Below are 2096 nucleotides of genomic sequence, written 5' to 3'. Positions count from 1 at the left end.
TTCCCTTTTCAATCAGAATTCCACGGCTTCCGTCATGGTTCTTCGTGCCGAATTGCCTGTTCCATAATATTTCACCTTTATTGCTGACCTTGGTTAAAAAGCAATCCCCATCGCCAATTTGCTCCCCGCCAAAATTTCCAGATGTTGAACCGCATAGATATAAATTTTTATCCTCATCAACAGCCAGGTTCATTGCAAAATCAAAACCTTCGCTGCCCAACTGATTAAACCGGACCAGCTTCCCTTCGGTTGTAAATTGTCCTGTAATGATGTCTATTAATCCGTTATTCTTCGCAGCCAGATTACCCCATGTTGAACCACAGATATAAATTGAAGAATTATCGCAGGTTATGGCAGAACTAAAATCATCAGCAGGTGTGCCAAATTGATCTACAAATATTTTTTTGCCCGAACTATCCAATTTCATCACAAAACCATCGGCACTGCCAAAAGATAAATCCCCAAGCTTTCCCCTGGTGATACCGGTTAAATAAACAAAACCCTGGTTACCGGCATAAATTCCATTCCCCACGTCCGTACTGTCGGTACCAAATTGCTTTTCCCATAGCAATTGGCCATCCGGATTGTATTTTACAATGAAAATGTCTTCCTTACCTGAGTTTTTACCTTCCATATCGCCAGTCGTAGAACCAGTGATATAAACGCAGCCGTGACAGTCAATAGCCGACCATAAAACATTTTCATCTTCGCTGGTTCCAAATTGCCGGGTCCATATCACATTGCCCGAAGCATCCATTTTCGTGATAAATCCGTCGTTTTTCCCAAAATTTTTACCAGTCAGGCTTCCGGTCGTCTTTCCACAGACATAAATATTTCCGGAACCATCATTCACATGATTCATGCAATATTCTTCCTTGTCGGTCCCAAACTGCCTGCCCCAAATAATTTCAGGAGGAGACTGGGAATAGATTTTCATTGATATAAAAACCGATGTAACAACGGTCAGGTTTTTCAAGCTGAATATTTTCATAGAAGATTGGTTTTAAGTGATAAACTCGTTATGTCAATATTTATTAGCCAAAAAAGAATAAAGGAATTAGGGTATGAGATATCAAAACTTTGCAGTCCAAATTATTTCATAATATAAACATTTATAAATCTTTATTACATGCGAATATTAAAGATAAGGGTTATATGGTCATTTACCAATTTTTAAATATATTTTAGTTTAGCAGTGATCCTTATGAAAACCTTGTGGTTTAAGATTGTTTGAGGTGGTTTGATGAATGTTTGAATTGGTTTGAAATGGTTTGAAATGGTTCGATATTGTTCAAAGGGTTTAAAGTGTCTTGTGTTCCGGGATGAATTTTATATTAAGCCGCATAGCGGCGTCCTATTTGTAGAAAATATAATAAAATCAAGTAATCAAGCCGCGTAGCGGAGACCTATTAAATAAAAGTTTGAAAGGGTTTGAAATACATTTACCACAAAGGCACAAAGTTCACGGAGAATACATATTAATTGTGATCCTTGTGAAAACCTTGTGATCCTTGTGGTTAAGTATTTTATCTTAAAAGGTTACTCAGATACTTCATTGTACGGACAGTCTTCAAGCTTGAAACGAATCCTCAACTTTCCTTCGGAATAATCTGTACTTATAATTTTGAATGTGCCAATTTGGCTCGTGTTTTCAACATGATCGCCAATACAGGCGCAAACATCATAGTCGCCCACATAAACCAGTCTTAATGTCTGACTGGCATCTTCAGGCAACTTGCTCAAATCAACACTCGCCGGGACATTATTCCTGTCGACAAAAGAAGTTTTAATTTCCAGGTTTTTCTGTATTTCGGCGTTAATCCTGTTTTCAATCTCTGTAATCTGTCCCTCGGTGGGTTCGGCATCCAAAAAATAATCGCACTTGCTCTTTTTCCGCTCTATATGGCTGCTTTTGGACCTTTCGCATCCGAACATTCTGATCATGGTCTGGTTCAACAAATGTTCGGCCGTATGCATAGGCGGAAATTCCTTTTTATTATGTCCGTTCAATTCCATCTTATTGTTTTTTAAATGAAAGCACGTATAAATCACCTTTACAAATTTCGTCATATTGTATTTCCATGCAAAAATCAGGT

The 2096-nt window shown here is 38.0% G+C and carries 2 protein-coding genes; both read right to left on the bottom strand.

Features of this window, described 5'->3' with window-relative positions; translation table 11 throughout:
• The coding region (locus Q8907_16615; protein ID MDP4275892.1) for a hypothetical protein at positions 1 to 991 on the bottom strand (991 nt) is incomplete at its 3' end.
• A 548-nt stretch (positions 992 to 1539) separates the two neighbouring features.
• Positions 1540 to 1977 (bottom strand): hypothetical protein, encoded by a 438-nt coding sequence (locus Q8907_16610; GenBank protein ID MDP4275891.1) that lies wholly within the window; start codon positions 1975 to 1977, stop codon positions 1540 to 1542.
• Between the last annotated feature and the right edge of the window lie 119 nt (positions 1978 to 2096).

The sequence above is a fragment of the Bacteroidota bacterium genome (assembly GCA_030706565.1).
Lineage (GTDB): Bacteria > Bacteroidota > Bacteroidia > Bacteroidales > JAUZOH01 > JAUZOH01.
Note: the sequence above shows the minus strand (reverse complement) of the source record. Positions and strands in the feature narration are given on the sequence as shown.